Source organism: Phenylobacterium sp. (genome assembly GCF_030697925.1).
Lineage (GTDB): Bacteria > Pseudomonadota > Alphaproteobacteria > Caulobacterales > Caulobacteraceae > Phenylobacterium.
The window spans coordinates 1-3,501 of sequence record NZ_JAUYOJ010000214.1 but is presented as its reverse complement, the minus strand read 5'-3'; the positions used below and the strand labels follow the sequence as shown (position 1 = coordinate 3,501).

Genomic DNA, 3,501 nt, shown 5'->3' with positions numbered 1-3,501 from the left:
GCTCTACATCGACGATGGGCGTCCGACGCCGGAACTCATCGGCCGGACCATCCGGAACCTGAGAGAGATACCGGTCACCTTCGCTCAGAACGTGCCGGCCGGCATCCAGATGCTCGTCGAGGCGATGGAGCAGGACAATGAGCTGCGGACGAGCTTCTTCGCGCGCATCCGCAGGCTGCTCTACGCCGGAGCCGCCCTGCCGCGGGACACCTGGGAGCGCCTACAGGCGCTGTCCCTCGCGACCAGGGGCCGCCCCGTAGCGGTTACCTCAGGCTATGGAACGACGGAGACTGCGCCGGGCATCTGCAGCACCTACTGGGCCTGCGAAGGGCGGGGCGAGATCGGACTGCCGCATCCAGGCGTGGAGGTGAAGCTTGTCCCCGCGGGAGATCGTTACGAAATCCGCGCCCGCGGCCCGAACGTCATGCCGGGATATCTCGGCCGGCCGGATCTCAATGAGGCCGCCTTCGACGAAGAAGGCTTCTACAAGGTGGGGGACGCGGTCACCTTCGTCGACCCCCTCGATCCCCGGGCAGGCCTGCGCTTCGCCGGACGCCTGAGCGAGAATTTCAAGCTGTCGAACGGATCCTGGGTCATCACCGGCGAACTGCGATCCACGGTGATCGCCGCGGCGCCGGCCATCGCCGAGGCGGTCGTCGCCGGCCAGGACCGCAACGATGTTCGGCTCCTGGTCTGGGCGGCGCCGAACGTCCGTGCGGACCTGGCGCGCGAGGGCTTGAGCGGGGAGGGTCTGGAGGCGGCGCTGCAGGCGCGCATCGCAGATCAGCTGCGGGCCTACAACGCCCAAAACGCCGGCGCGACCCGCCGCATCGGGGCCTTCGCCATTCTCACGACGCCCCCCTCTCTGGGCGCCGGCGAGGTCACGGACAAAGGCAATGTGAACCAGCGCGCGGTGCTCGCCAGCCAGGCGGAACTGGTCGACGACCTGTACGCCGCCAAGCCACCTGAACGCATCGTGGTCCTATAGCTTCGGGCGGGCCGGCAGAACTACCGAAGCGCTACGGCTTCAAGGCGCTGCCGGCGGCGGGCTTCAACCGCGCGAACGCAGGCGCGGCATCGGGTGGTGTTCGTAGTGGCCCGCGCCGTTTTTCACGATCGGGTCTTGCGAGGTGTAGGCCGCGATGTCCGCATCGTCGGCGATCTGATAGAGAGACACGCCGTAGCCGCCTGCTGGATCCATCACCGGCCCGTGGGCGACGATCAAGCCCTGGTCGAGCAGGTCGTCCATATAGGCCCCGTGCTGCTGCATCCAGGCGCGTTCCTCCGCACTCATCGTCGCCAGGAAATCGTCGCGGGGAGGGATGTACTTGCAGAGATAGTACTTCATTGCCGATCCTCCCATCGCGCCTACGCCGGCTGCGCCGCCATGGCGGCGGTGATCTCTTCTTCGACCTCGCGGAGCCGATCCTTGCCGAAGAACAGCTCCTTACCCACGAGGAACGAGGGGCTTCCGAAGACTCCCGCGTCCACGGCGCCTTGAGTGTTGGCCAGGAGCTTTGACTTCACGGGTTCGGTTTGCGCGAGGCGCAGGATGTCGTCCTTCGGCAGGCCGGCCTCCACGAGCGAGGCGGCGTAGACCCCCGGGTCGTCCATCTTGCGGCCGCGAACCCACATGTCGTCGTAGACCTGATTCACGAAGGCCTGGAACACCCCGGCCTCCTGAGCCGCCACCGCGCCGCGCATCAGCTGGAGCGTATTCACCGGGAAGTGGGGATTGAACCGGAAGTCGGAGATCTCGTGCTTCCTCAGGAACCTGTCGGTCTCGAGCCGTTCGTATTCAGGTTTGTTCTTGATGTTGGCGAAGGCGGTCGCTGGCGACTGGTTGCCGGTGAGCTTGAAGACCCCGCCCAGCAGGATCGGCACATATTTGAACTTGGCGCCGGTGGCGGCCTCGATCTTCGGGAGGACGCGATGGCACATATAGGCGTTCGGGCTGCCGAAATCGAAGAAGAACTCGACGTTCATCTCTCTACCTCTCGTCAAAATGCGCCGCTGCCTGAGGCAGTCGATCATAAGTATGAAATCAGCACTGACAGACGATGGTTTGATGATCAAGAACTTATTGGATTGGCCGGTGATTTGGCCGGTGGATCGGAGCGGCCATCCACCACTCGCCGTCAATGGAGCTTGGCTGAGCCCTGATGCCCGCTCTCGAATGCGCGAGCCAGGTGGGCCTCGATCTCCACCGGCGGAAGGCTCGCGGCGGAGGGTTGATCGGAGTCCGTGGGATAGAGCTCGGGCGATGGAGTCCGCAGCAGGCGCGGCAAGCCCGAGAGCCCAAGATACCCCTGCGAGCCGATCCGCGCCGTGAGATCGAGACGGACCGCCGCGCGACCGAGTAGGCCTCGACCTTGCTCAAGCGCTGGCCCTAGCGCGCCCACGGCCTTGAGGAACGCCCTATCCGCCGCCTCCGGGTCGGCGAGACAGGTGAGGGCGGCTTCCACCACGCTCGCCCGCAAGGCGCCATACGGTCCGCCTTGGCGCAGGAACGCCTGAGCCTGTCCGGCAAGCGCCGAGCGCAAGGCGGGGACGGCGCGTGGATCATCCAAAGCGATGGCCAACAGGCCGAAGGTGGCGTCGAACACCTTGATGGGCTGGGTCGCGAGCGCCAGCGCCCTGAGGTACTTCTCAAGGACGGCGTCTCCGAACGTCGCCACGTTCCGCGCCGCCACGGCGCCGAACCACAGTGATCGCTCCTGGACGAGGGTGAGGCTCGGCGTCCAATCTATCCATGCGAAGCTGTCGGCCATGCCGACAAGCCAAGGGCGAGCGCCATCTGTGGTGGCGAGCAGGCCCAGATGGCTGTTGGCCAGAGCCAGTCGCCAATAGGCCGGGAAGCTTCCCTGTCCCGTCGGCGGCGCGGCGCCAGTCTGAGTCTGAAGGCCTCGCCGCATTTCCTGAAGGCCGGCGATGCAGCGCGCGCCGAAGCGGTAGGCCGCGCGTTCCAGGAGAGGCGCCCAACGAAGGAGTTCGGCCATATGTCGCCGGGTGGGATCCGTCGAGCGCTCGAACACGCTGTTCAGCATCCTATCGGCACGAGCCTGTGCGCCGGTTTGGCGGATGCCGGCCTGGATTCGCGCCCAGAGCTCGGGGTCGCGTCGGAGCTCTCCGAACAGGTCGAAGCGTGCGGCGCTGGACGGCGGCGCCTCGCGAACCAGAACCGCGCCTCGCGCGTCGAGCCGGGCCCATATTTCGGGTGACCCCAGCCGAACATGGAGTGGCTCGACATCGCGCGCGCCGCCTTGTGATCTTAGCCACGACTGCAGCGCTGGGTCGCTCTCGAGCGCGAGCGCCGCCGCAAGGTCGCTGGCCATCTGCGCAACGTCTGCGGCGAGCTCTTCCTGCGTTTGCGTTCCCATCGGTGTCTTGAGTTCCTAGCCCGTCGGCCGCTCGTCCTCAGCCGCGGGTTTGCCCAGCCCTGGCCTGCGCCGAATAGCCCGCCAGGAATGCTCCAGGCGCGCCTCCGACCTGATCGATATG

Annotated in this window: 4 protein-coding genes; 1 reads left to right on the top strand and 3 read right to left on the bottom strand. The window is 66.4% G+C overall.

From position 1 onward, the window contains the following. Nucleotides 1–988: AMP-binding protein (locus tag Q8Q88_RS20890; protein WP_305677115.1), on the top strand; the 988-nt coding region annotated here is incomplete at its 5' end. 63 nt (nucleotides 989–1,051) lie between these two features. On the opposite strand, the gene Q8Q88_RS20885 is transcribed toward Q8Q88_RS20890, so the two are convergent. From Q8Q88_RS20885 to Q8Q88_RS20875, 3 genes are all read right to left on the bottom strand, one after another. Next, nucleotides 1,052–1,348 carry a YciI family protein gene (locus Q8Q88_RS20885; protein ID WP_305677114.1) on the bottom strand — a complete coding sequence of 99 codons (297 nt, stop codon included), beginning with the start codon at nucleotides 1,346–1,348 and terminating at the stop codon, nucleotides 1,052–1,054. 20 nt (nucleotides 1,349–1,368) lie between these two features. Next, nucleotides 1,369–1,986: a 2-hydroxychromene-2-carboxylate isomerase gene (locus Q8Q88_RS20880; protein WP_305677113.1), complete on the bottom strand. Its 618-nt coding sequence runs from the start codon at nucleotides 1,984–1,986 to the stop codon at nucleotides 1,369–1,371. A gap of 152 nt (nucleotides 1,987–2,138) precedes the next feature. Continuing rightward, entirely contained in the window at nucleotides 2,139–3,380 is a 1,242-nt protein-coding gene (locus tag Q8Q88_RS20875) for a hypothetical protein (RefSeq protein ID WP_305677112.1), read from the bottom strand. Nucleotides 3,381–3,501: the final 121 nt, after the last annotated feature.

Excerpts from the sequence above, each read along its gene's own strand:
- Q8Q88_RS20885 (WP_305677114.1), bottom strand. The coding sequence starts at position 1,348 with ATGAAGTACTATCTCTGCAAGTACATCCCTCCCCGCGACGATTTCCTG.
- Q8Q88_RS20880 (WP_305677113.1), bottom strand. The coding sequence starts at position 1,986 with ATGAACGTCGAGTTCTTCTTCGATTTCGGCAGCCCGAACGCCTATATG.
- Q8Q88_RS20875 (WP_305677112.1), bottom strand. The coding sequence starts at position 3,380 with ATGGGAACGCAAACGCAGGAAGAGCTCGCCGCAGACGTTGCGCAGATG.